The following is a 23,852-nucleotide window of genomic DNA, read 5'->3' as shown; positions in this document are numbered from 1 at the left end:
GGCCGCCGTAGCAACGGTTTTATGCTGCGGATTAGCAATAATTGATTACGGAATTCAAGGATGAAAAGGGGACTGCGAACCCGTCGCCAATGGCCATTGATGGGCCTGATCTTGCCGCTGCTGGCGGTGGTGTTGGTGGTGATGTTGCTGGTGGATATGGTGTTTCACCATCGGGTAATCGATCAGCAGCTGTTGGCGCAACAACAGCGATTGCTGATGGGGCAAGCGAAATGGATTGAACAGCGGATTTTGACCTCCAAAAGCGAGGCGTTTGCTGGGATGGATTTTTGGCAGCTTGGCCACAGTGCGGTGTTTTTGGCGATTGTCGATCGGCAGTTACAGCCGTTGGCCTCAGCCAATGCGCTGCGGCCACCTTGGCAACGGTTCGATCCGATCGCGGCTCAGCGCGCTTTGGATTCGGCCACCCCGGTATCGCAGCATATGGCCAGCGAGTACCGAGTGCAGTTGTATTATCCGCTGCTGCAGTTGTTGCCCCAATTCAGTGGTCGCTTGCTGTTTCTTGAGTTGGATCTGATGGGCAATCAACGTCAGATAGACCAAGCGTTGCTGCACAACCATTGGCGTCTGGTGGCGTTGGCGGGACTGAGTTTTTTGCTGCTGGCGTGGCTGTGTTATCGCTGGTTGGTGTTGCCGCTCAGGCAGTTACAACTGGGGGTAGCGCAGTTTCATGAAAGCAGCAGCGAAACGCTGCCACTGGGGCCGGTGAAAGAGTTCCATCAATTGTGGCGCCATTACCACCAAAGCAATCAACGCTTGCGCCGTGCTTATCTGCAATTGGCAGCGACCGAGCAGCGTTGGCTGTTTGCCATCGAAAGCCTGCAAGCCGGGGTGTGGGAGTGGCATATCGAGCACGATCAGGTCTACTTTTCCCATCACTGGAAATCAATGCTGGGCTATCGCGACGATGAACTCGCCGCCAGTTTTGCCGCCTTTGAGCAGCGGGTTCACCCCAGTGATCGCCCGCGGATGTTGATGGTGTTGCGGCAGCATCTGCAAGATCAACAAGGGGTGATGACCGCCAAGATCCGCTTACAGCATCGTGATGGCCATTATTTGTGGGTTAAAACCCAAGGGCTGATTGTGGAATGGGATGAACGCGGCAAACCGTTGCGGATGGTCGGCACCCATATCGATATTACTGACAAAGTGAACCGTGAGTTAGCGCAATCAACGGCTAGTTAAACCATTGCAGCAGGGCGTTATAAAGTTGCTGGCGCAGCGGCGGGCGCTCCATCAATAGCTCATGCCGACCATCTTCGATGGTCAAAGTTTGGTGGCCGCCACGCTCGGCAAATTGATAGATCGGCGGGTTGCTAACGATCCGCTCCTGTTCGGCGATGGCCAGTAGCAGCGGCGTAGTGACTTGGGTGTTACTCAAACGATCACAGACCGCTAACGCATGGCGGATCCAATGAACGCTGGGGCTGCCGACTTGCAGCTCTGGTTGCTGTTGATGCAACCAATGATTCCAATCAAATTGCGCTCGGTCGCCGGTGTAGGGATTGTCGGCAAACGGTTTCACCTGATAATCGCTGCCACCAATGGCGTAGCCGGTCGGGCGCAAGCGATGAAACAGCGCCAACAGTGGCGTCAGCAACTTCCGGGGCGCGGGCAGATTGATGTCCATCATCGGCGCCACCAACATCGCTTTATCAAATTGGTGTGGATACTTGGCCAGATACAGTGTCGCAATCGCCCCGCCCATAGAATGCCCCAGCAGATAACGCTGAGTAGGATTATCTGGATTGAGCTTTTCGCGGATAAATCGCGTCATATCAGCGACGTAGTCATCAAAATGCTGCACATGGCCCACTTGCCGGTTAGGCAATAGTCGAGCCGACAACCCTTGGCCACGGTGATCCCACAAATACAGACAAAACCCCTGTTGATATAGCCACTCAATCTGCGGCCAGTAGCGGCTGAAACTGTCACCACGGCCGGTGCACAGCACCAAGGCACCGCGACTGGTGCGGGCGGCTGGCTGGCGCAAGATGCAGTAGCGCAGGGCGAGGTTTTGCACGCCATCAAAGTAACCATGCTCGGCTTGTTGCCACAGTGAGGTATCGCTTGGTAATTGGAACATCAACGTCATCTGTTTGAGTTTTTTGAGATTGTAACCACAGTGCCGGCGAAAACGGCACCATGGTTTTACGGCGATTATGACTTAACCGTTTGCTGTTGCTGGGTAATCCATTGCTGGATCTGCTGTTCTAGCTGTCCCAGTGGCATTGAGCCACCTTGCAGCAGCTGATCGTGGAACTGGCGAATATCAAAGGCATCGCCGAGCTGTTGTTCGGCTTGGTGCCGCAGTCGCCATAGGGTGAGTTCGCCGATTTTGTAGGACAGCGCTTGTCCTGGCCAGCCGATATAGCGGTCGATCTCGGTGGTGACATTATGCAATGACAGCGCAGTGTTGGCTGCCAGATAGTCGATCGCTTGTTGGCGACTCCAGCCTTTGGCGTGAATGCCGGTGTCCACCACCAAACGGCAGGCGCGCCACATCTCGTAGGTTAAGCGGCCAAAGTTGCTGTAGGGATCTTGGTAAAAACCCATCTCTAGCCCCAACTTTTCGGCGTACAGTCCCCACCCCTCGCCAAAAGCGCTGATGTAGTAGCTGCGCCGCAGCGGGTGTAGATCCAGCTCCGACGCCAGCGCAATCTGCAGATGGTGGCCCGGTACCGCTTCGTGCAGGGTCAGGGCTTCCATCTCGTACAGTGGTCGTTTGCCAAGGGCATAGGTGTTCACCCAGTAATAGCCGGCATCGGTGGCGCTGCTGGCGGGGCTGTAGCGGCCGGTGGTGTATTTCGGGGCGATCTCGGCGGGCACCGGCTTAATGCCATAAGGGGTCACCGGCAGGGTATTGAATAGCTTGGGCAGTGCCGCATCCGCCTGTTTGGATAGGTGAGCAGCGTAATACAGCAGTTCATTGGCGGTTTTCGGATAGAACTGAGGATCGCTGCGCAGGAACGCCAGAAAGGCCTCAAAGTCACCGTCAAAGCCGCTGGCATCAATTACCGCCAGCATCTCAGCGCGGATCCGCGCCACTTCATCCAGCCCCAGTTGATGCACTTGCTCGGCGGTCATCTCGAGGGTGGTGAAATGGCGGACGCGGTTGTCGTAATAGGCGCCACCATTAGGCAAGGCGCTGGCGCCGATCTGGGGTTGCGCGGCGGGCAGATATTGCTGCAGATAAAAGTCGAGAAAGCCTTGGTAACTGGGGATCACTAGCGTGCTGACCGCCGCTAAGCCTTGCTGTTGCCAGTGATCGCGATTGGGGAAATCCGCTGGCAAGTTGGCAAAGGGTTGGTAGAACAGGCTGGCCTCGGCTTCGCCAATAAAGGCGCGAATGCCGTCGTCAAAGCCGGTCAGCACCGCTCGCGGGACGGTATTGCCGCTGCGGGCACCTTCGCTGAGCCAATGTTGTTGCTGGGCAAACAGTTGCGGTACTTGCTGTAGTTGGCTGAGATATGCCTCGACCTCGGGTTCGGTTTGCAGCTGGCGATTGCGGGCGATGCCCGCCAGATAGCTGTGGAAGCCGCCTTCGGCGGAGATGGGCCGCTGATGTTCATTAAAGCGGTAACTGTCGATCTGGTTTTGCAGTTGGTATTTCACAATCGCCAGATCCGCTTGCTGCTGGGGGCTTAGGCCGTCAGTGGCGATGGCATTGGCTTGGGTCAACAGCCGTAATTGTTGTTGGTGCCGTTGGCTGAGGGTTTCGGGGCGGTAGTCTGGCAGGCGCGCATCGGCACTGTCATCACCAAAGCGTTTGGCCAGCATTGGACTGGCGCTAAGTTGTAGCTGCCAGCTGGCGTCCATGATCGCGCGAACTTGCTCGGCATTGGCTTGAGTAACCGCCTCGGTGCTCGCGGTATTGCCGCTGGCCGTGGTGGATTCCGGGGTGGCGGCGCAGCCGCTCAGCAGGGTGGCGAGGGCAAGAGCGGTCACCGTGCATTTTGAGTTAAGCATGATTCTTCCGTGAAACTGCGTTAAAAAACATCAGTCTACGGCATCGCTATGGGCGACCCAAGTTGTCGAGCTAAAACAATAACGGCAGCCCGAAGGCTGCCGTTTACACTGAATTGGCGCGGCGTTAGATAACCCGGCTGAACTGCTGCTGGCGGGCTTTTTCGCGCATGTAGCGGTCGAAGCACATGCAGATGTTGCGGATCAGCAGGTTGCCTTGGGCAGTCACGCGGATGATGCTGCCGTCCAGTTCCACCAGTTCGTCGTCAACGAAGGTCTGCAGCAGTTGCAGATCGGTGGCGAAGTACTCGTCAAAGTTGATCTGCCAATCGCGCTCGATCTCAGTCTTATCCATCTCGAAGTGACAGATCAGCTGCTTGATCACCGCACGGCGGATAAAGTCATCGCGCTCGAGGCTGCAGCCTTTGATCAGCGCGGTGCCTTGGGCATCCATGGTGGCGTAGTAGTCTTTCAGATCGACCGCGTTCTGGGCGTAAGCGTTACCGATGCTGGAGATCGCCGACGCGCCTAGGCCGAGCAGATCGGCATCTGGCTGGGTGGTGTAGCCCTGGAAGTTACGGTGTAACTTGCCCGCGCGCTGCAGCTTGGCCAGTTCGTCATCTGGCTTGGCAAAGTGATCCATACCGATGAACTGATAGCCTTCGCCAGTCAGGTAGTTGATGCTGTTTTCCAGGATCTTCAGCTTCTGCTGTGGGCTTGGCAGATCTTCGTCGTGGATCTTACGCTGCGCCGCAAAGCGATGCGGCAGGTGGGCGTAGTTGAAGATACTTAAGCGATCTGGGCTCAGCGCTTTGATGCGCTCCAAGGTTTGGTTGAAGCTTTCAGGGGTCTGATGCGGCAGACCGTAGATCAGATCAACGTTGGTGGAGCTAAAGCCTTTGGCTTTGGCAGTGTTGATCAGATCGAAGATGAACTGCTCGTCCTGCTCGCGGTTTACCGCCGCTTGCACCTGCTTATTGAAATCCTGGACGCCAACAGAGATCCGGTTAAAGCCGACCTCTTTGAGGACATCTAAGGTATCCAGATTGATTTCGCGCGGATCGATCTCGATGGAGAACTCGCCCTCATCCGCGAAGTTAAATTCGGACTTCAACAGGGTGGTCAGACGACGGATCTGCTCGTCATTCAGGAAGGTTGGCGTGCCGCCGCCCCAGTGCATTTGGGTAACACTGTAGTGCTTAAAGTGCGGTGCGCGGGCTTTGATTTCACGCTCTAGGTAGTCGAGGTACTGATCGGCCTTGTGGGCATGACGAGTGATGATCTTGTTGCAACCGCAGTAGTAACAAAGCTTGTGGCAAAACGGCACATGAATGTACAGCGATAGGCGCTGTTTATCCGAGCCAGCAATCGCTGCCGCCAAGTCTGACTCATTAAATTCCTTATGAAACTCTACCGCGGTCGGGTAGGAGGTATAACGTGGACCGGAGTAGTTATACTTCTCGATCAACGCTTGATTCCAACTGATCTGCTGTTGCACAGGATCTCTCCTCAACTTTAATTGCCATCAATTATGCACCCTTTGCCGAGTGTCGCCGATGGCGATTCGAGCCGTATTTAACAGGATGGGATCAAGCTCAATAAATCACAATAACGTTGATTCACTCGCGGAACTTATTGCTGTAACCATTGTGCAAACTGAGTCTCATCCAGCAGTTTTTCGGTGATCTCAGTCAGCATTGCTGGTCCTAACTCGGTTTGCTGCCGTTCTAATTCGCGATCCAGTCGGCGTCGCTCCAGCTTTGGTAGGGCTTTGCGTTCGGCCAAAATCGGCTGTTCGCTGATGGCGGCGTACATGGCATGCAGATGCGGCAATTGTTGCGCCAGTTGCTCGGCATTGACGTTGGGAATGGCGCGCAGCAAGTTCACCAGCCTTAGGGCAGCTTCGGCGGGTTGGCATTGTTCGGCCACCGCGGCTTTAGTGATGTGCTGAACTTGTTCTAGGAGGGTGTCTCGGCGCTGAGCGGCGCTGGCTTGTTGCTGCCGCTGTTGGGCAAACACCTTACGCCATAGGGTGATGGCGTAGCCGCTCAGGCCGAGGATGATGGCAAGCGCCACCACAATCAAACTTCCTTGTATTACCGTCATCATTACTCCTTGATGATCGTTACGTCAGTAAATCAGTCTTTGTACTGATCCAGCAGGCTGGCGCCTTGTTCGAACTGAGCCAGCAGGTCTAGTTCGTCGGTTGCGCCTTGGGCTTTGCTTGGTGCGGCCACTGGCTCATCGTCGTACGCGTCGTCGTCGATGCCCAGTTCATCCATTAGCACCGCAATGCGTGCCAAGGTGGTGTCCAGCCAGAACTGATCCGCAGGGGCCAGCAGTTCGCCGCCTTCCACTTTATCCAGCAGCGCGCCCAGACGTGGGTTGTTCTCCAGCTTCGCCAGCTCTTTCTCTGGGCTCAGCTTGGTTACTACCGGTGCTTGAGTTGGCTCGATCACCAGGGCAATTTTCTTTTTGCTGCCGTGGCGTGGATCAACTTTGTCGGCTTTGGTGTTGGCGGCAGTACGTACTTCGGTGCTGCTGTGGCGGTTGCCAGACGCTTGGCCTTTGCCTTTGCGTTTGCCAGTTTTAAAGCTTTCGTCCCGCTTGGCCCGAGGTGGGCGAGCTGGGCCGTTAGCGTTCACCTTGCGAGTTTTCTTAGCGCGGGTCATTTATCGGGTCCTCAGAAATTGGGCGGCGGACTTTACCAGATTATGTTGGTTTTTGCAGCAGGATGACGTCGTTGCCCAAGATCTCCAGTCGCAGTTGGGATCGTTCGGCCAAATAGCGGAACGTGGCCTCGCTAAAGAAGCAGACGTGGGTCGGGTCATTTTTATAGTGCCACTGGGCAAAGGCATCGCGATTGCGCACCAACTTGGTCATCAGTCCCAGATAGCCGCCGGGTTTTAACAGTTGCAGCAACAGCTGCCATTCGCGCCGCGGCTGATAGAAGTGTTCAATCGCCTCGGTGCAGGTAATAAAGTCGTAGCTGCGGCGCAGCACGCTGCGATCTGGCGCGTAGTACGGATCGAAGGTCGCCATCTGATGGCCAGCTTCCTGCAGCATCAGTGCCAGTACTGGCCCCGGACCGCAGCCAAAGTCGAGCCCTTGCTGTTGCAGCGGCAGCCGTTCCAGTAGTGGTTCCGCCAAGCGATTCAAAAATCGTCGATAGCCATGATCATCGGGATTGTTCTGATGCTGGTCATACACCTGTTTTTCGGCGCTTTGTGGCAGCAACGCGGCCGGATCGGCAAACACCAGTTGGCACTCTGGACACTGGAAGTAGTGACGGCGCTTGTCTTGGTGGTAATGACTTGGGTGTGGATTTAGGCACAGCGGGCAGAGCATGAACAGGCGGGATCCTTGGCGACAGCGTTGATGCTTAGTATACCAGTGTCCGCTTGGCAAATAGCCAAACAAATCGGCAAATAAAAAGGCGACAGATTGCTCTGTCGCCTAATGGTGCTAAGTCAGCACTCCTCCAATTTTATTACCGAGCATCCATACCCGCTAAGAGACGTTCCCGGTCTGTCTTCCTGTTAGAGTTATTTGCTTCCGTGCTGCTTTGTCGTTTTTGGTCATTCCTGACACTTTATTGATCATCCGTGTGGATGTTTCCGTATGGTACTAACCAAAGTCCGGTTAGCTCGTCATCCTGACGATTCAAACAAAACACGTCCGTGTTGCCCCATTCCTTGGGAGTTCAGGCTCTCCGGCCTGTCTGTCTTCCTATACAGGTTGGCTTCCGTTGCTCACATCCTGTGGGCTAAGACCAAAGTCTTGTTGTTGCCAACTCTTGTTTGAGTGCCACTTTACCGACTTTAAACTTATCTGCAACATATTTTACAAAGATGTTTCTTTTTGTAAATTTTGCCTTTGAAGTATCTTTTTGAATTTAAACGGCTTTAATCAAGTTGTTAGCAGAATAATCTGTGATTGTCGTAGCGCCACAATGGCAGATCTCTTACATCGAATTTGTTGCTAATTTCTTAGTTTTTAGTCGCTTATGGATGGTTTTTGGGGGTTTCTGGCGGTTTATGCTGGCTTGCGTCAAAGCAATATAAAAAACGGCAAAGCGAAATGCTTTGCCGCGTTGTCAGCGAGCCGGTTAGGCGCCGTTTATTGGGCGTTCATAAAGGCCGCTAAGGCGTTAATGTCATCATCGCTTAAGCGTTTGGCGACATCGCCCATCATGCCGTTCAGATCGTTATTGCGGACACCACTGCGGAATTTTTCTAGCTGCGACTTCAGGTAACCGCTGTGCTGTTTGGCCAGCACAGGGTAGCCGGCGAGTTCCATCCCTTCGCCGTTAACGCCATGACAGGCGACGCAGGCGGTGATCTTACGTTCGGCGTCGCCACCAAGGTAAAGCTGCTTGCCTTTGGCGATCAGCGCGGGCTCAGCGGCGTTGCCGGCACTGATGGTCTGGCTGGCGTAAAAGGCAGCGACGTCCGCCATATCTTGTTCGGTAGCAAGCACCATTGCCATCGGGCTCATCACCGGATCGTTACGGCCCTGTTTGCCGCCGGTCATTGCCGCTTGCTTTAGTTCGATCAGTTGTTTCAATAGGTAAGCTTGATGCTGGCCAGCCAATTTCGGATAGATGTCGATTGGGCTGTTACCATCGGCGCCGTGACAGGCGACGCAGGTCGCGGCTTTAGCTTCGCCAGCGGCGGCATCGCCTTGCGCCAGCAACGGAGAGGAAAACGCCGCCATTGCGGCCAATACTACTGCATACTTTTTCATAACGTTCCAACTTGTTATCCGTAGCAATTGCGTCGAACCTAAGCGGGTTCGGGGCAGTTGCTGGCGCTGTTGCTCAATGCGAGTGCTTTGGCCAGCGATAAATTCCCTGCTGCGATGCTCGCCTGATAAACTATGGTGAGCATGCGCCACGCATTTTACACAAAATCGGATCCAGATCGAATAGCCACGCTTTTCTGAGACTTAGCTCTGCACAAGCGCTGATCGCTATCCCACTAATGGCTACGACCAAACCGCTTACATGGATCCTTGGAGAATACCGTGACTGAACAGATGATTGATTTTCGCCGGGCCAGCTTTGTCACCAGCGCCCCGGACATTACGTTTTTGCCTGCCGATGTTGGCATGGAGATCGCCTTTGCTGGCCGTTCTAACGCCGGTAAATCCAGCGCTCTGAATACACTGACCGACCACAAGGGATTGGCTCACACCAGTAAAACCCCAGGTCGCACTCAACTGATCAACGTGTTCCGTTTGGATGACGAACGCCGCTTGATCGATCTGCCGGGCTACGGCTTTGCCAAAGTACCGCTGGAGATGAAACTGCAGTGGCAAGAGAAACTGGCACAGTACCTAGAGCAGCGTCAGTGTTTGCGTGGTCTGGTGGTGTTGATGGATGTGCGTCATCCGTTGAAAGATCTGGACGCCAACATGATCGCCTGGGGTGTGGCGGCGCAGATGCCAGTATTGGTACTGCTGACCAAAGCCGATAAGCTGAAGCAGAACGAAAAGAACAAGGTGCTGAAGCACGTTAAGAGCGAACTGGAAGAGCTGGGCGGCGAAGTAATCGTACAGCTGTTCTCGTCGCTGAAAGGCACCGGCCGTGAACCAGCACTGCGAGTGCTGAATGGTTGGTTCCAACGTCACAGCGAACAGCAGTTCGACGTTGAGTAGTCTCTGTGACCATCGAAAAAGCGATCTTCGGATCGCTTTTTTTGTACCTAAGGCGGCCGCTTGGGCAAAAAAAACCGGTGATGACACTAAGGTCAGCACCGGACTATCAAAAGCTAATTTGGGGAGAAGCTTTTAAAAACGATAACAATATCAACCAGCCAAGTGGCTAACTTGATGAAGCCACTATAGCGTAACATTTGTTCGATTTAAAGCATTTGCTCTAAAGCCTTGTTGTCAGTGTGGCTTCTTGGCCAACCATGCCGTGTTGCTGCTGCTAATGATTGAATACTGCCGAACGGCAAATTTTAGGCACAAAAAAACCCCGCCCTCACAAGGAGGACGGGGTGCCAATTCTTGGCGATCAACCTAACGGTCAATCAAAAACAGGTTTGAAAGATAGTCACTGAAGTTCAAGGTGTCGCCACCTTTTGTTCAGATATAGAACATCTTACCTCTGTACCCTACCCAGCAAGCATAACTAGAGCTGAACTGACGGGTAAAGCGCTTTCATCGCAGATTGCGTCAAAACGTGATTTGAACGAAGTTCAGTATCAATTTAGTGAGCTTGATCCCAGTTATCGCCGATCCCCGCTTCCGCAATCAGTGGCACTGCCAATTCAGCGGCACTTTCCATCAACGTTACCAGCGCCGCCTGATGCTGTGCCACGCTGTCTTGATGGACTTCAAACACCAATTCATCGTGTACCTGCATCAGCAGCTTAATCTCATCAGCGGATTGCTGTTGCAGGTAGTCGTAGACGGCCAGCATCGCTTTTTTGATGATGTCGGCGGCGGTGCCCTGCATTGGCGCGTTGATTGCGGTGCGCTCGGCGGCCTGCTGACGCATCTTGTTGCGGGCGTTGATCTCCGGCAGATGCAGGCGGCGACCAAACAGGGTTTCTACGTACTGCTGTTCATGCGCTTGCTTGCGGGTGTCGTCCATGTACTGCAGCACCCCTGGGTAGCGGGCGAAGTAACGGTCGATGTAATCCTGCGCTTCAAAGCGTGGGATGTTCAGCTGTTTCGCCAAGCCAAAAGCGGACATGCCGTAGATCAAACCGAAGTTAACCGCTTTGGCCTTACGGCGCATATCGCTGGTAACGTCGTCGAAACCGACCTCAAATACCTCAGCGGCGGTGGCACGGTGAATGTCTTTGCCTTCGGCAAAGGCGGTTACCAAGCTGGCGTCGCCAGACAGGTGCGCCATGATCCGCAGTTCGATTTGTGAGTAGTCAATCGCCAGCAGTTTGTAGCCTTTGGGCGCAACAAATGCCTGACGGATGCGACGGCCCTCTTCGGTGCGAATTGGAATGTTCTGTAGGTTTGGATCGCTGCTGGACAGACGGCCGGTGGCGGTCACCGCTTGGTGGTAGCTGGTGTGGATGCGGCCACTGGCTTTGATCAGCTCTGGTAGTTTGTCGGTGTAAGTGTTCTTTAACTTCGCCAACGAGCGATGCTCCAGAATCACTTTCGGCAGCGGGTAGTCTTGGGCTAAGTCCTGCAGTACCTCTTCGGCGGTGGATGGTGCCCCTTTCGGGGTTTTCTTCAGTACCGGATAGCCAAGTTTTTCAAACAGTATGGTTTGCAGCTGTTTGGTCGAGCTTAGGTTAAACACTTCACCGGCAATGTTGTGCGCTTCGCTTTCCAGTTCATCCAAGCGCATGGCAATCGCACTGCTTTGCTGATGCAGCATATCGCCATCCAACATGACGCCGTTGCGCTCCATCATCGACATTACGGGTACTAACGGCAGTTCGATGTCGTTGAAGACCGCTTGGCAACTTGGCTCACTGGCTAGCAGTGGTGCCAAGGTTTGATGCAGGCGCAAAGTGATGTCGGCGTCTTCGGCGGCGTAGTGGGCGGCAGGCTCGAGTTCGATCTGGTTGAAGGTTTTTTGCTTTACGCCTTTACCGGCGATCTCTTCAAATTTAACCGTCTTATGACCGAGGTACTTCAGCGCCAAGTCGTCCATATTGTGACGACCGGCGGTGGAGTTGTAGCAGTAGCTCTCGAGCATGGTGTCAAAGGCGATGCCAGCCAGGGCGATATCGTAGTTGGCCAGTACCGACATGTCGTACTTGAGGTTTTGACCAATCTTCTTCGGCGCCGGATCTTCCAGCAATGGCTTCAGCTTAGCTAGGGTTTCGCTGAGATCCAGTTGCACCGGGGCACCGTCATAGTCGTGGCCCAGTGGCAGGTAAGCCGCTTCACCGGCGGTTACCGCAAACGATAAACCGACCAATTTGGCGTCCATGTAATCGAGGCTGGTGGTTTCGGTGTCGATGGCATACAGTTCGGCACTTTCGAGCTTGGCGAGCCACTCATCTAACTGGGCGTTGGTTAAAATGGTTTGATAGTTGGTCTCTACCGGCGCCACTGCGGCCACTTCGCCAGTGAACAGATCCACTTGCTCTGGGGCTGGCGCCGCCGCGCCGCCATCAAGTACCTCGGCAAGCAGACGGCGGAACTCCATCTGGCCGTAAAGTTCGGCTAACTTGTCGTTATCTGCCGGTTTAATCGCAAGATCGTCGGGCTTTAGTGCCAGCTCAACATCGGTTTTGATGGTGGCCAAGGTGTAGGACAGGAACGCCGCGTCTTTGTGTTCAGCCAGCTTCTTCGGCATGGTTTTGCTACCGCGGAAGCCCAGTGGCACCACCGCATCAATGTCTTGATAGATCGCTTCCAGGGAACCGATCCCTTGCAACATCGCCAATGCGGTTTTTTCGCCCACCCCCGGCAAGCCCGGGATGTTATCGACCTTATCACCCATCATCGCCAATAGATCGATGATCAGCTCGGGGCCAACGCCGAATTTAGCGCGTACGCCATCGGGATCCATCACGGTATCGGTCATGGTGTTCACCAGGGTGATCTTATCGGTCACCAGCTGCGCCATGTCCTTATCACCGGTGCTGATCAGCACGTTGTAACCGGCGGCTTCCCCTTGGCGCGCCAAGGTGCCGATCACGTCATCGGCCTCTATGCCCGGCTCGACGATCATCGGCAAACCCATTGCTTCGATGATCGCGTGCAGCGGCGCTACCTGAGAGCGCAGATCGTCCGGCATCGGTGGTCGTTGGGCTTTGTATTCTGGGTAGATCTCATCACGGAAGGTTTTGCCTTTGGCGTCAAACACCACCGCGATATGGGTTGGTTGGTACTGTTTCAGCAAGCTGCGCAGCATGTTGACGACGCCGTATACCGCCCCAGTCGGTTCTCCTTTGGAGTTGGTTAAGTGCGGTGGCGCATGAAAAGCGCGATACAGATAGGAGGAACCGTCAACGAGGATCAGCGGATGGTCGGACATAAGCGAGAACTTGCTTGAAAAAAGAAAACGATAGGATGCCACGGCGATCTAAGCCAATCCAGCACGCAGCAATCAATCGGTGCTTGGATCGGTTTGTTGTGCATAACTTGCCAACGACAGAGATCCGATCCGGTGTTGTCGATCTTGTGGATAAGTTTGTGAACAGACGTTGTGGATAACGATCAAGCGATCTGTGATCTGGATCGACGATCCACACAAAAGCCCAGAGATCACGCGGATCACTGGTTGATCTAAAGTGGATTTGGGACTTCTAAAAACGATGGATCGCAACTGTGGATATTGCTTGTCATCCTTGACTTATCTACGTTGCTAGTGGTGAAAATTGCAGCACCAATCCTTAGTCGATGGGTAACATAGCACAAAAAAACGTCAGCGCTAGAGTGACGATGACGGTTTTGTTAAATCGTTTTAGTCTAATGTCGACCGAACGGACTAAGCATCGGAATAACAAGGAGATAGTAATATGAGTCGAATCGCGGTGATCCTCGCTGGTTGTGGGGTTTTTGATGGCAGTGAGATCCATGAAGCGGTGCTTACCCTGCTGGCGCTTAATCGTGCGGGGGTTAAGGTGCAGTGTTTTGCGCCGGATCGGCCGCAACTGCAGGTGATCAACCACCTTACTGGCGAGGTGCTGGAACAGCAGCGTAATGTGCTGCAGGAGTCGGCGCGGATCGCCCGTGGCGAGGTCAAGCCATTAACGGAACTGAACGTCGCCGATTTCGATGGGGTGGTGGTGCCGGGCGGCTTTGGCGTGGCTAAAAATCTGTGTGATTTTGCGGTTGCCGGCAATGAGATGACGGTACAGGCGGACATGCTGGCGGCGGCGCAAGGCTTTATCGAGGCTGGTAAGCCCAGTGGCTACTTGTGTATTGCGCCGATCATGTTGCCCCAGATCGCAGGCCAAGGGGTGGTCGGCACCATCGGCACCGATCGCGCCACCGCGGCCAGTTTTAACCATTTGGGCGGCCAACATCAGCCGCGGTTGGTTGAGCAGCTGGCGATCGATCATCAACGTAAAATCGTCTCGTCGCCTGCCTATATGCTGGCGAGCAATATCAGCGAAGTGGCAGCCAGCGTTGATGCGTTAGTTGAACAATTATTGCTGTGGGTGCAAGCCAAGTAGTTCTAGGTAAAGAAAAAGCCGCCCGGATAACGGGCGGCTTAGTCTGTCTAACGGCAATCAAACCAGTGGTTTGCGGAAGTAGATCCGATGATCCAGCAAGCTGTCGCCCTTGGTATCGAACTTCTCAATCAAAAAACCGTGCTTAAGCAGCAAGCGCAACATGCTTGGATAGCGGTTGCGACTTTTGACGGTTAAGGCCGTTGCCCCTTGGCGCAGCGCCCAGATTTGCAGTTGCTCTAAGGCGTCAGCCATTAACCCCAAGGCGCGAAAATCCGGCTGCACGCCACTCATCCATAGATAGCAATCATCGCCATCCATGTAAGCCGCCGCAAAACCGGCAGTTTCACCTTGCACTTCAGCAATTTGTAGCCAACCGCGACGGTCGCTTAAACGCTGTTGATACTCGGATTCGCCATAGGGATCGTTGAATTCTGGAATGGTGCGGCTTAGCGCGACCACTTCGGCAATGCTGCCGTTGCGCCAACCTTGTTCAATCATTGTCAGTTACTCAGTTTCAGTTGCGTTGGCTTGCTGACCCAGTTCGGCCATCAAGGTATCGACGTAATGCTGCATAAATTGCCAACGGCGTTGCCCCTCTGCGCGGCCGGCGGCGGTACCCATGGTGGCGGGTAATTTATTCAGCTTGATAAAGAAATGATCCAGATTGAAGCGGTCATCATCCAGTGGGCGTTGGTTGGCCAGCGGATCTTGCGGATCGTAAAGATCACGGCCCCACTGGCCACCCAGCATCAAACAACGAGACAAACCGATGGCGCCTAGGGCATCTAAACGATCGGCGTCTTGCACCACTTGGGCTTCAAGTGATTGGCAAGCAATGTTGGCAGACCACGAATGGGCGGCGATGGCGTGGTGAATGGCATCCAGGTATTCGCTGGGATAGCCCGCCGCCGCTAGCAGTTCAACCGCTTTGTCGGCGCTGAGTTGCGAGGCCTGATTGCGGCGTGGATCGCGCTTATCGATCAACACCACATCGTGCAGCCAAGCTGCTGGTAGCACTACCGCCAGATCGGCGCCTTCACGGATCGCTAACCGTTCGGCGGTGACAACCACCCGTTCGATATGGCTAAGATCATGAGCGCCATCGCTGCCTGCGGCGGCGGCCCAGTCACGACAGCGTTGCTGCCATTGCTTGCTAAAGATCACTAAATTTCCTGAGTTCGGCTGGAAGCGGGGCTCAGGATTTTATCAGCCAATAGCCGTAAAAGTACGCCGTAGGCAGGCAAAAACAAACATAGGCTGATCAGCAATTTAAAGCCGTAATCGACCATCGCAATTTCGGTCCAATGTTCGGCCATAAACGGGTCGGCGCTGGCGTAAAAGGCGATAGAGAAGAACAGTAGGGTATCGACTAAGTTACCAATCACAGTGGAACAGGCAGGCGCCAACCACCAGGTTTTGCTCTCTCGCAGACGAGCAAAGACTTTGATGTCCATCAATTGACCAAACAGGTACGCAGCAAAGCTGGCAAAGGCGATGCGGCCAACAAAGGTATTAAATTCACTTAATCCTTCGGCGCCAACAAAGCGGCCTTCAAACCACAGCACCGAGATCAGATAAGAGATCACTAACGCCGGTAGCATCGCTCCGAAGATGATTTTGCGGGCGGCGCCGGCGCCGAAGATCCGCACTGTCAAATCGGTGGCAAGGTACACGAACGGAAAACTGAATGCGCCCCAAGTGGTGTGCATACCAAACAGTTGGAATGGCAGCTGCACCAAGTAGTTACTGGCGGCGATAATAAAGATATGGAAGCTGACTAAGATCAGCAAAGCGCGCTGGTGCTGCGCCGAGGTCAATTGAAGCATCAATGTCACCTTTTTGGTTAACGGGGTGAGGGAACCCGGACTACGGTTGTTTGCTGCGCACGCGCAGCAGGGCGCAAATTATAGGCAGGCGAATAAACGGCGCAAGTCTTAGTTTGAGCCGTGTCGGAAAATTTTTCAGATCCGGTGGCATAATGACTGGATTGATGTGGTGGCAGCGCCGCCATCGACCCATCGAATAGGAACGCACTGTGAAACAAGATTGTTGTAGCCAGCCGGGGCTGATGTTGCCTCACCAAGCCCTAGAGCGCATCCGCGCACAAGTTGAGGTGATCAGCGATACCGAACTGGTACCGCTGGAGCACTGTTTTGGTCGAGTGTTGGCCAATGATGTGGTTGCCGCCATCGATCTGCCGCCGTTTGCCAATTCGGCGATGGACGGTTATGCCGTCCGCAGCAGTGAAGTGAGCGCCGGCGCTACGTTAACCGTGGCCGGTAAAGCTTTTGCCGGGGTGCCGTTTGAGGGCGAAATCGGCGCTAATCAGTGCGTGCGGATCATGACTGGGGCTTTGCTGCCAGCGGGTTTGGACGTCATCGTGATGCAGGAGTTGACCGAAGTCGACGGCGACCAAGTGACCTTTGCTGAAGCGGCACGGGTTGGCCAATTTGTTCGTGGTCGCGGCTCGGAACTGGCGGCCGGTACCGTGGTGCTCAAACAAGGTCAGCGGATAAGCCCAACCGAAGTGGGCGTGTTGGCGACCGTCGGCGTGGCCGAAGTGCCAGTCTACCGCCGCTTAAAAGTGGCGCTGTTCTCCACCGGTGATGAACTGAAAGCCCCAGGCACCGAACTGCAAGCGGGTGAGATCTACGATTCCAACCGCCATGCCTTAAAAGCGATGCTGACCCAGATGCAGGTTGAGGTGATCGATCTTGGCGTGATCGCCGATGATCTGCCGCAGGTTCGCGCGGCCTTTGCTAAAGCGGATGAGCTGGCGGATGTGGTGATCACCTCCGGCGGGGTATCCGTCGGTGAAGCGGATTTCATCAAGATTGTGCTGGATGAACTGGGTCAGGTGAACTTCTGGAAACTGGCAATCAAGCCGGGCAAACCGTTTGCCTTTGGTCGTCTGCCTAACAGCTGGTTCTGCGGCTTGCCGGGCAACCCAGTCTCGTCGATGGTGACCTGTTACAAACTGGTGCAGCCGATGCTGAAACACTTAGCCGGCGAAACTGCCGCTGAGGATCTTGGCTTTAATGCGGTGCTGACCACCTCGCTGAAAAAAGGCCCAGGCCGTCAGGAATATCAGCGTGGGGTGCTGTCTCGCGCTGCCGATGGCAGCTTGCAAGTGGCCGCCACCGGCGCCCAGAGTTCCGACATGACCACCTCGATGAGCCGCGCCAACTGTTTTATCGTGCTGCCGCAGGATAAGACCGATCCACAAGCCGGTGAAATCGTTACCGTTGAGCCGTTTAACGCGGTGCTGGGGGGCTGGTAATGGCCGAGATCTTAAGCGACCAAGAGCTGCTGCGTTACAACCGTCAGATCGTTATTCGTGCCTTTGATATCGACGGCCAAGAAGCGCTGAAACAGGCCAAAGCGCTGATCATCGGCGCTGGTGGTTTGGGCTGCGCTGCTAGCCAATATCTGGTGACCGCCGGCATTGGTGAGATCACCCTGGTGGATTTTGATCACGTGGAGTTGTCGAACCTGCAACGGCAGGTGCTGCACCGTGATGCGCGGATCAAGATGAACAAGGCGCAGTCGGCGGCGATTGAGCTACAACAGCTTAATCCGCACGTCACTATCAAGGTGATTGATCGCTTGTTGGATGAGCCAGAGCTTGAGCAACAAGTGCAGCAGCATCAGATTGTGCTCGACTGTACCGATAACCTGATGACCCGCGACCAACTGAACCGGTTCTGCTTTGCCACGAAGGTGCCGCTGATCAGCGCCGCCGCCATTCGCATGGAAGGCTTAGTGACGGTGTTTGATTACGGTGACGACAAGCCGTGTTACCACTGTTTCTCCAGCTTGTTTGGCGAGCAGCAACTGTCCTGCGTTGAATCTGGGATTTTGGCGCCGGTGGTCGGGATGGTCGGCTGTCTGCAGGCTACCGAAGCGGTAAAACAGCTTAGTGGTATGGGCAAAACCCTCTCTGGCCGAATTTTGATGATCGACGCGATGACCATGGAGTTTCGCGAGATGAATCTGCCGAAGCGCCCCGGTTGCCCCGTCTGCGGCTAAGCCAAACCCCAAACTAGCCAACTTTATAACCGCTGAGCCATCGCTCGGCGGTTTTTGTTTCTACCCTTAGATGGATGCAAATTTCGAGGGTGACACTATGGGTTTCTTTTCGTGGATTATCTTGGGGTTAATTGCCGGCGCTTTGGCTAAGTGGTTGATGCCCGGCAAAGACGGCGGTGGTTGGCTGATGACCATGGTGCTGGGGATCGCAGGTGCCTTTGTCGGTGGTTATCTGGGGACCTTGCTTGGCTTAGCCAGCCAGGTTGATGGCATCAATTTACCGAGCTTGATCACCGCTACTGTTGGCGCTTTGGTGGTGCTGCTGATCTACAACAAACTGATTAAGTAGCGGTTTCAGCGTCGCTTGGGCCACACTGGTGGTTCGGCTTGCCACTGCGCCAACTGGGCAGTTAGCTCGCTGCTTTGATAGTGCTCACCGAGGATTGGTGGGCAAGTGAACTGGTGTTGTTGACCGTCCAGTTCAAACGTCAGTTGGTAGGCGTGCAGGTAGGTGCGATCGGCGCTGGCCCCACCGTAGAGACTGTCGCCCAAGATTGGTGCTGCCACTGATTTCAGTGCCACCCGAATTTGATGGGTGCGGCCAGACAGTGGTCGCAGCAAAAAGGCGCGGATCCCTGGTTGCAGTGCGGCGCTAACAAATTGGGTGATGGCGTAGTTGTTGTGGCCGTTGTCTTTATCACGGGTCAGCTTCCATTGGCTGCGACGGGCTTTGGCCATCGCCCCTTCCACCGTCCCTTGCTTTTTACTTGGCTTATGGCCGCTGAGCGCCAGATAGCGCTTTTCTACTTTGTGTTCGGCAAATAGCTGACTCAGTTTCGCGGCCGCAGCGCTACTGTTGGCCAGCAGCAGCAGGCCGGAGGTTGGCGTATCCAGCCGATGTACCGGATAGAGTTTGCGAGCCAGTGCCGCTTCCACCTGAGCCACCACTCCAGCACTGCCATCCTGACTGTGAAAGTGCACCCCTGCGGCTTTGTCGATCACCACAAAGTCGGCAGTGTCGGCGATTAGGGTAAAGCTGGCGGTCATGGCGGATTCTCAATTGGCAATAACGGGTGGGCGCGGATTATAGCGATGGTGCCGGTGGCAGTGCCAAGGTGATCTTCAAGCCTGGGTGGTTATGCTCGGCAATAAATTGGCCATCGTGGGCCTGACAAATTGCTCGCACCATTGCTAACCCCAAACCAAAACCTGGCAAGTGACGACTGCTGTCGCTGCGATACAGTCGCTGGCTTAACTGTTCTAGCTCGTGATCGGCGACACCAATGCCGTTGTCGGCAACGTATAAACCGCGCTCATCGGCGCCGACGACAATGGTCGCGCCGCTGCCGGCGTATTTGATGGCGTTATCGATCAGATTGAATAGCGCTTGGAACAGCAGATAACGGTCGCCGTTGACCACCAAAGTGACCTCGCCCGCTAACTGTAATTGTTGCTGATTGTCTTCGGCGCTGGGTTCGAGCATCTCCATTGCATCGGCAATTAAGTGGCTTAACTCGACCGGTTCAAAACTCAATTGCCGTTGCCCCTGTTCAAGTTTGGTCAGCGCCAGCATCGCTTCGAAGGTGGCGAGGATGCCATCGAGTTGCTCTAATTCGATGCCAAGGGTTGGGTCTTGGCTTAAGCGTTGTTCGAGCCCTAAGCGCATGCGGGTGAGTGGCGTACGTAGGTCGTGGGCGATGTTGTCGCTGATCCCCTGCACAGTGGCGAGGCTGGCGGTGAGGTTGTCGAGCACGACGTTGAAATAGTGGGCTAACTGATCCAGTTCATCGCCGCCGCCACGCACGGGCAGACGGGCGTCGTAACGGCCTTGCTCAACCTGTTGCGCTAAGCGATTAAAGCGCTGCAGTCGGCGTAATTGTCGTCTGGCCAACAGGTAGCCCAGCAGCAGCGCCAGCAGCAAGGTGACCGCCAGGGCGCTCAGGCCGGTTTGCAGCAGTTGTTGCTGCAGCCGTTGCAGTGGCGCGGTGGAGATCGCCACCATCACTGGACCGTGGCTGGTACTGACCATCCCGCTTTGGAAGGTGAGGATCTCTCGCGGCGCAGCGGCCAGCACACTCAGTTCGCTGGTCTGGGGCAGGGTTGGCAGATCGTTTGGCAGGAAGTTAAACGGACCAATCATGCCGTTCGGACCCTGCCATGAAAACAGCAATAAGCTCTGCTTCAGTTTGGTCTGCAGCAAATGACTAAATTGGTTCTCGTCCAAGATTTCGGCTTGTTCGTGCAGCAACTGCGCTTGCACCTCAAGCTGTTCATCAAGGTTTTTCTGCTCGGCGCCCAGCAGCAGGTGGTACAGCAACGCCAGCGCCAGCACTAAGGTGCCGCCACTTAACGCGAACAAGCCTAGGGTTAAGCGCCACAGCGAGCTTTGCCGTGGCGCCAGTGGTTGGTTTAAGGGCATTGGGCCACCAAGCGATAGCCAGCGCCACGAACGGTTTCAATCGCGACCTGAGCGCCATGCTCTTGCAGTTTTTTGCGCAGCCGCGCGACGTGGACATCAATGACGTTACTGCCGGGATCGAAGTGGTAGTCCCACACCGATTCAAACAGCAGGGTACGGGTGACCAGCTGACCTTGGTGTTCCAGCAAAAAGCGCATCAGTTGCAGCTCTTTCGGTTGCATGGTGATCGCTTTGCCGTCGATGCTAAGGCGGTGCGCCAGTTTATCGAGGCGCAGGTTGGCAAGGCTCAGTTCGGTGCTAACGGTCTCGGCACTGGGGCGCTGGACTAAGCGTTCCACTCGGATCAGCAGCTCGGCGAAGGCGAACGGTTTGCTGAGGTAGTCGTCACCGCCGGCTTGCAGACCGCGAATGCGCTCATCAACATCGCCGAGGGCAGAGAGGATCAGCACCGGAGTTTGGTTGCCCATCGCCCGCAGTGCCGCCAGCAGCGCCAGCCCATCGAGCTTCGGCAGCATCCGGTCGAGAATAATGGCGCGGTAAGATTCGCCGCTGGCCAGCAGCAGTCCTTGTTGGCCATCCTCGGCGCTATCAACCACGTAGCCTTGTTCGCGAAAGCCTTTGCACAGGTATTGGCGATTGGTGGCGTCGTCTTCAACGATCAGCAATTTCATGGTGTTACTCCGTGGGTAGCTTAGTCCCACTGCAAGATGGGCAGTTGTTTGCCGGTATCCAGATTCAGTGCCAGTTTACGCTTACCGTTGGCGCCAAGCAGCTCAATCTCGAGGAAGTGAATACCGCGATTGGCATCCAATTGCGCTTCATAAAGCTGTTCGTTGGTATCGCCGATAGTGGCTTTTAACAGTTGGCTTAATGACTGATAGCGCTGGCTAAATGCTTCGATCGCGTCGTAGCTGGCTTGGTCATCGCTTTCGGCGGCCTCTTGTTCCAGCGACAACAGTTCACCACTGGCGCTGAGTTCCATTTCGGTGATCTGGCGGTCGTCATTGGCTAAGGTCACTTCGTAGACGATTTGGCCGCGTTCTTGCTCTACTTCAAACTCAATGATCTGACCATGTTGGCGGTATTGCTGTTCGACCAAGGCAATGATCTGCAGCGGGCTGGGATTAGCCTGCTGCAGCTTCTGATAGAGGCTGCTTGGGGCTGCAAAAGTGGCAACACTGCACAGGAGCAGTGGCAGAGCAATCAAGGCTTTCATGGTGTTGGCTCAGTTTATGGCAATGCCAGCAGAGGTTGCTGGCATGGCTAAGAGTTCGAATTTTAGTTGTTAGTCGTCGATGCGACAGTCGCTGACGTTATTATCGTCGAGGTTGATTTGGCACTCTACTTCAACCCACTGATTTGCTAACGGCATCAAAGAGTTGTCGTTGGCTTGGTAACCCCACAGACGACCGTCGGCGGTCACCTGGCCTTGCAGTTGCACTTGGTAGTTGCCCCATTCGCGTTCTGGAGTAGTTGGGTGGTCACGGTCCAATTCAATTTTATGGGCTTGCAGCTGTTGGCCGAACTGCTGGCCTTCCACTTCGATCCATTGGCCGTTCAGGTTAGCCAATGCCACATGCTTGTAACGAGTGTGGGCTACCGGGCTGAATTCAATGCCGTTGATGCTAAAGCGTTGGCCGTCGGCACTGACGGTGGCGATGCCTTCCAGTTCAAATTCTGGAGAAACCGCTGCTGGTGCCGGTGCGGCTTGAACTTGGATGCTGGCCGCTAGGGCGGCGATGGCGATGATTTTTTTCATAATGTTGGTCGCTATTGTTATCGATTTTAAGGGGCCAGTTACCGCTTGAATGTGGCGGTAACTGGCTTGGATTTATTGTTGTTTAAATTAGTGTTTAATTAGTCGCGATCTAGGACGCAGTGACTGATGGTGGTGAAGCTGTCGTTGATGCGGCACTCAACTTCTACCCATTGGCCTTGTAACGCCTTCAGAGAGTTGTCGGTTGCCTTATAGCCCCACAGGCCGTTGGCATCCACTGGTCCCTCTAAGGAGATTTCGTAGAACCCATTTTCCAGCTCTGGAGTTGTTGGGTGCTGTCGATCCATCTCGATGCTGGAAGCCAGCAGTTGGTCGTTCAGTTGGCGACCTTCCACTTCAATCCACTTGCCGTCCAGAGTTGCCAAAGTAACGTCTTCGTATTCGGCGTAAGCGGCTGGAGTAACCTCAATCCCGTTGATGGTGAAGGTATTGTTGTTCTCCAATTGGGCTAAGCCTTCGATGGTGAATTCGTTGCTAACCGGTTGTGGACCTTGATCGTTGTTGTGTTCAAACTCGATCTCGGTGGCGACAACGGCGCCTTGGCTCCAATAGCCTTCCACTTCAATCAGCTTACCTTGTTGCAGATCGTTGGCGTTGCCACCGTCGAACTGAGTACGGCTATCGATGTTGACAGTCCAGTTAGGGCTAACGCGAACAACGGTGTTGTTGCTGTTGACTTCAACGATGGCGCCTTCGAAATCCAGCTCATCCTGGTCGTTGCCGTCGAACTCAAAACCGTCAACGTCGTATTCGCTGGCGATCAGTTCGTTGCCACTCAAAGTACCTTCAACTTCAACCCAAGCGCCATTGGCCAGTTTGCCTTCGGTTTCAGTGGCGCGGCCGTATTTCACGGTTAGGCTGCCAAGAGTGAACTGTTGCTGAGTGGTGTCCAAGTTGGTCACGGTGCCTTCTAACTCGGCGTTGTCGGCGTCAAACTCATCTTCTTGTTCGATAAAGCGAGCCAGTAGACGCTGACCGTTGTAGATGCCACTTACCTCAACATAGTCACCATCTTGCACGGCCACTTGTGGGTTGGTGTTGTTAACGACGGTGATACCGGCAACTTTGAACTCGCGGCCAACGATAGAGCCGGTTTCAATCATGCCACGCAGTTCCGCGTTGTAGATGATGTCGGTGACTTGGCTACCGTTGGTGCGTACGTCCACCATCATGCCAACGCTAAGAGCTTGAGCATCGCCAGCCTGGTCGTTAATGACCACCTTGGTGCTGTCGCTCAGTGGCAGGGTTACGCCGTTTACTTTGATGCTGTTGTTTTTAACACTCAGCTGTTCAACGGTGCCATTAACTGCGGTAGGCAGTTTGGTTGCCGGTGGCACGGTGCCGCCGTTGTCGTTGCTGCTGGAACCACCGCCGCCACCGCAGGCGCTTAACAAGGTCACCAGCAAGGCTGGCAGGATAACTGGTTTCATTGGTACTGCTCTCTGAATCGGGTTTGGTTGATTACGGAGCGCAGTGTACGGGGCGGTGGATGGCGCCAAGGTGGCGGCAACATTAAACTTTGTTCATGTTGGCG

23 protein-coding genes are annotated in these 23,852 nt (G+C 54.7%); 6 read left to right on the top strand and 17 right to left on the bottom strand.

The window, feature by feature from the left end; genetic code table 11:
• Nucleotides 1-60 precede the first annotated feature (60 nt).
• Nucleotides 61-1,203, top strand: coding sequence for a PAS domain-containing protein (locus tag G506_RS0109130; RefSeq protein ID WP_084631279.1), 1,143 nt, complete (start codon nucleotides 61-63; stop codon nucleotides 1,201-1,203).
• Here the strand turns inward: G506_RS0109130 and G506_RS0109125 are convergent.
• The 7 genes from G506_RS0109125 to G506_RS0109095 form a co-directional block, all read right to left on the bottom strand.
• Nucleotides 1,196-2,104 (bottom strand): alpha/beta fold hydrolase, encoded by a 909-nt coding sequence (locus G506_RS0109125; protein ID WP_169628090.1) that lies wholly within the window; start codon nucleotides 2,102-2,104, stop codon nucleotides 1,196-1,198. The two genes, G506_RS0109130 and G506_RS0109125, sit on opposite strands and share 8 nt — an antisense overlap.
• Before the next feature lie 74 nt (nucleotides 2,105-2,178).
• Nucleotides 2,179-3,987 carry a DUF885 domain-containing protein gene (locus G506_RS0109120; protein WP_051202022.1) on the bottom strand — a complete coding sequence of 603 codons (1,809 nt, stop codon included), beginning with the start codon at nucleotides 3,985-3,987 and terminating at the stop codon, nucleotides 2,179-2,181.
• 124 nt (nucleotides 3,988-4,111) lie between these two features.
• A complete protein-coding gene (hemN, locus tag G506_RS0109115; protein ID WP_028116597.1) occupies nucleotides 4,112-5,482 on the bottom strand; it encodes an oxygen-independent coproporphyrinogen III oxidase in 1,371 nt (456 codons plus the stop codon).
• A gap of 134 nt (nucleotides 5,483-5,616) precedes the next feature.
• Nucleotides 5,617-6,090 (bottom strand): DUF2489 domain-containing protein, encoded by a 474-nt coding sequence (locus G506_RS0109110; protein ID WP_169628089.1) that lies wholly within the window; start codon nucleotides 6,088-6,090, stop codon nucleotides 5,617-5,619.
• Between the two features lie 32 nt (nucleotides 6,091-6,122).
• A complete protein-coding gene (gene yihI / locus G506_RS0109105; RefSeq protein WP_028116595.1) occupies nucleotides 6,123-6,656 on the bottom strand; it encodes a Der GTPase-activating protein YihI in 534 nt (177 codons plus the stop codon).
• A gap of 40 nt (nucleotides 6,657-6,696) precedes the next feature.
• The gene (locus G506_RS0109100) at nucleotides 6,697-7,332 is read right to left on the bottom strand and encodes a class I SAM-dependent methyltransferase (RefSeq protein WP_028116594.1); all 636 of its coding nucleotides are present in this window, start codon (nucleotides 7,330-7,332) and stop codon (nucleotides 6,697-6,699) included.
• 771 nt (nucleotides 7,333-8,103) lie between these two features.
• Complete coding sequence (locus tag G506_RS0109095; protein WP_035387196.1) at nucleotides 8,104-8,730, bottom strand: c-type cytochrome; 627 nt, start codon at nucleotides 8,728-8,730, stop codon at nucleotides 8,104-8,106.
• Nucleotides 8,731-9,009: 279 nt separating this feature from the next.
• Between G506_RS0109095 and yihA the strand changes: the two genes are divergently transcribed.
• Nucleotides 9,010-9,642 carry a ribosome biogenesis GTP-binding protein YihA/YsxC gene (gene yihA / locus G506_RS19335; RefSeq protein WP_051202021.1) on the top strand — a complete coding sequence of 211 codons (633 nt, stop codon included), beginning with the start codon at nucleotides 9,010-9,012 and terminating at the stop codon, nucleotides 9,640-9,642.
• Nucleotides 9,643-10,198: 556 nt separating this feature from the next.
• On the opposite strand, the gene polA is transcribed toward yihA, so the two are convergent.
• Nucleotides 10,199-12,949 (bottom strand): DNA polymerase I, encoded by a 2,751-nt coding sequence (polA, locus tag G506_RS0109085; protein WP_028116592.1) that lies wholly within the window; start codon nucleotides 12,947-12,949, stop codon nucleotides 10,199-10,201.
• A gap of 484 nt (nucleotides 12,950-13,433) precedes the next feature.
• Here polA and elbB point away from each other — a divergent pair, with 484 nt between their 5' ends.
• Nucleotides 13,434-14,093, top strand: a complete 660-nt coding sequence (gene elbB / locus G506_RS0109075; protein WP_028116591.1) for an isoprenoid biosynthesis glyoxalase ElbB — start codon at nucleotides 13,434-13,436, stop codon at nucleotides 14,091-14,093.
• Nucleotides 14,094-14,150: 57 nt separating this feature from the next.
• Here elbB and G506_RS0109070 read toward each other — a convergent pair whose 3' ends face one another.
• Genes G506_RS0109070 through G506_RS0109060 form a run of 3 tightly spaced genes read right to left on the bottom strand, consistent with a single transcriptional unit; the run spans nucleotide 14,151 to nucleotide 15,919 of the window.
• Nucleotides 14,151-14,591, bottom strand: coding sequence for a GNAT family N-acetyltransferase (locus tag G506_RS0109070; protein ID WP_035387195.1), 441 nt, complete (start codon nucleotides 14,589-14,591; stop codon nucleotides 14,151-14,153).
• 6 nt (nucleotides 14,592-14,597) lie between these two features.
• A complete protein-coding gene (locus G506_RS0109065) occupies nucleotides 14,598-15,257 on the bottom strand; it encodes an HD domain-containing protein (protein WP_028116589.1) in 660 nt (219 codons plus the stop codon).
• The gene (locus G506_RS0109060) at nucleotides 15,257-15,919 is read right to left on the bottom strand and encodes a 7-cyano-7-deazaguanine/7-aminomethyl-7-deazaguanine transporter (RefSeq protein ID WP_028116588.1); all 663 of its coding nucleotides are present in this window, start codon (nucleotides 15,917-15,919) and stop codon (nucleotides 15,257-15,259) included. The genes G506_RS0109065 and G506_RS0109060 overlap by 1 nt, the downstream gene beginning before the upstream one ends.
• 242 nt (nucleotides 15,920-16,161) lie before the next feature.
• On the opposite strand from G506_RS0109060, the gene moeA reads away from it, so the two are divergent.
• The 3 genes from moeA to G506_RS0109045 all read left to right on the top strand — a co-directional run bounded on the left by moeA (nucleotide 16,162) and on the right by G506_RS0109045 (nucleotide 18,471).
• Nucleotides 16,162-17,373 (top strand): molybdopterin molybdotransferase MoeA, encoded by a 1,212-nt coding sequence (gene moeA / locus G506_RS0109055; RefSeq protein WP_051202020.1) that lies wholly within the window; start codon nucleotides 16,162-16,164, stop codon nucleotides 17,371-17,373.
• Nucleotides 17,373-18,122, top strand: coding sequence for a molybdopterin-synthase adenylyltransferase MoeB (moeB, locus tag G506_RS0109050; protein WP_028116586.1), 750 nt, complete (start codon nucleotides 17,373-17,375; stop codon nucleotides 18,120-18,122). Before moeA ends, moeB begins: the two co-directional genes overlap by 1 nt.
• Before the next feature lie 97 nt (nucleotides 18,123-18,219).
• Complete coding sequence (locus tag G506_RS0109045) at nucleotides 18,220-18,471, top strand: GlsB/YeaQ/YmgE family stress response membrane protein (RefSeq protein ID WP_028116585.1); 252 nt, start codon at nucleotides 18,220-18,222, stop codon at nucleotides 18,469-18,471.
• A 5-nt stretch (nucleotides 18,472-18,476) separates the two neighbouring features.
• On the opposite strand, the gene G506_RS0109040 is transcribed toward G506_RS0109045, so the two are convergent.
• From G506_RS0109040 to G506_RS0109015, 6 genes are all read right to left on the bottom strand, one after another.
• Nucleotides 18,477-19,169, bottom strand: coding sequence for a TIGR01621 family pseudouridine synthase (locus tag G506_RS0109040; protein ID WP_028116584.1), 693 nt, complete (start codon nucleotides 19,167-19,169; stop codon nucleotides 18,477-18,479).
• A gap of 37 nt (nucleotides 19,170-19,206) precedes the next feature.
• Complete coding sequence (locus G506_RS0109035; RefSeq protein WP_035387194.1) at nucleotides 19,207-20,541, bottom strand: sensor histidine kinase; 1,335 nt, start codon at nucleotides 20,539-20,541, stop codon at nucleotides 19,207-19,209.
• A complete protein-coding gene (locus G506_RS0109030; protein ID WP_028116582.1) occupies nucleotides 20,532-21,212 on the bottom strand; it encodes a response regulator transcription factor in 681 nt (226 codons plus the stop codon). Before G506_RS0109030 ends, G506_RS0109035 begins: the two co-directional genes overlap by 10 nt.
• Before the next feature lie 20 nt (nucleotides 21,213-21,232).
• Entirely contained in the window at nucleotides 21,233-21,757 is a 525-nt protein-coding gene (locus tag G506_RS0109025) for a PepSY domain-containing protein (RefSeq protein ID WP_028116581.1), read from the bottom strand.
• Between the two features lie 69 nt (nucleotides 21,758-21,826).
• Nucleotides 21,827-22,300, bottom strand: coding sequence for a DUF5666 domain-containing protein (locus G506_RS0109020; protein ID WP_028116580.1), 474 nt, complete (start codon nucleotides 22,298-22,300; stop codon nucleotides 21,827-21,829).
• 98 nt (nucleotides 22,301-22,398) lie between these two features.
• Nucleotides 22,399-23,748, bottom strand: a complete 1,350-nt coding sequence (locus tag G506_RS0109015) for a DUF5666 domain-containing protein (protein ID WP_028116579.1) — start codon at nucleotides 23,746-23,748, stop codon at nucleotides 22,399-22,401.
• Nucleotides 23,749-23,852: the final 104 nt, after the last annotated feature.

The organism is Ferrimonas senticii DSM 18821 (assembly GCF_000422665.1).
In the GTDB taxonomy this organism is placed as follows: domain Bacteria; phylum Pseudomonadota; class Gammaproteobacteria; order Enterobacterales; family Shewanellaceae; genus Ferrimonas; species Ferrimonas senticii.
The sequence above is the reverse complement of the archived record's forward strand: the minus strand, read 5'-3'. Positions and strand labels throughout refer to the sequence as shown.